This window comes from Paraburkholderia strydomiana, from assembly GCF_046030495.1.
GTDB classification, from domain to species: Bacteria; Pseudomonadota; Gammaproteobacteria; order Burkholderiales; family Burkholderiaceae; genus Paraburkholderia; species Paraburkholderia strydomiana_A.
Map to the genome: position 1 here is coordinate 1 of NZ_JAQQCJ010000075.1, position 528 is coordinate 528.

At 65.7% G+C, this 528-nt stretch carries 1 protein-coding gene; it reads right to left on the reverse strand.

The annotated features are described in order from the left end of the window. Window positions 1-183: 183 nt before the first annotated feature. Window positions 184-528, reverse strand: a 345-nt coding sequence (locus PQQ53_RS34975) for an alpha/beta hydrolase (protein WP_408329309.1), incomplete at its 5' end; no start/stop codon positions are given.

The window sequence follows — 528 nt, forward strand, 5'->3', positions numbered from 1 at the left end:
GCTCGCGACGCGCACGCATCTCCGGCGACTTCGGCTCTAACGTTCGGACCCGACTCCTATCTGCCATTCGACGCCCGACGGCCGGCGTCTCTTGATAGAAGAGAAGCGGTCGTCGGTCAGCCGCTGCGTCCTGGCACGCGGCTCGTCCAGCGTACCTACGCACCAGTAGCCGGCCCGATCCGCTCAGCGGCTGCCCGTTGCAGTGGCCGCCCGCTCGATCACCCGGGCGACTTCTGCCGGATGCGACAGATAGGCGACATGGCTCGACGGAACCTCCACGAGCGTGCTCTTCGCGCGGCTCGCCATCCAACGTTCGAGATCGGGATTCACGGTTCGGTCCTGAGTCGCCACGACGGCCCAGCTCGGCTTCGTTTTCCAGGCCGGCTGGCTCACCGGCGCGGTGAACGACTCATGCGCCGGCATGACCTGCGAACTCGCCATGAATGCGGCCTCCGCAGCGGGTACATCAGCAGCGAAGTCGGCTCTGAAGTGCTCTGCGTCGAAGTAGAGGTGGTCATCGTTGGTTGC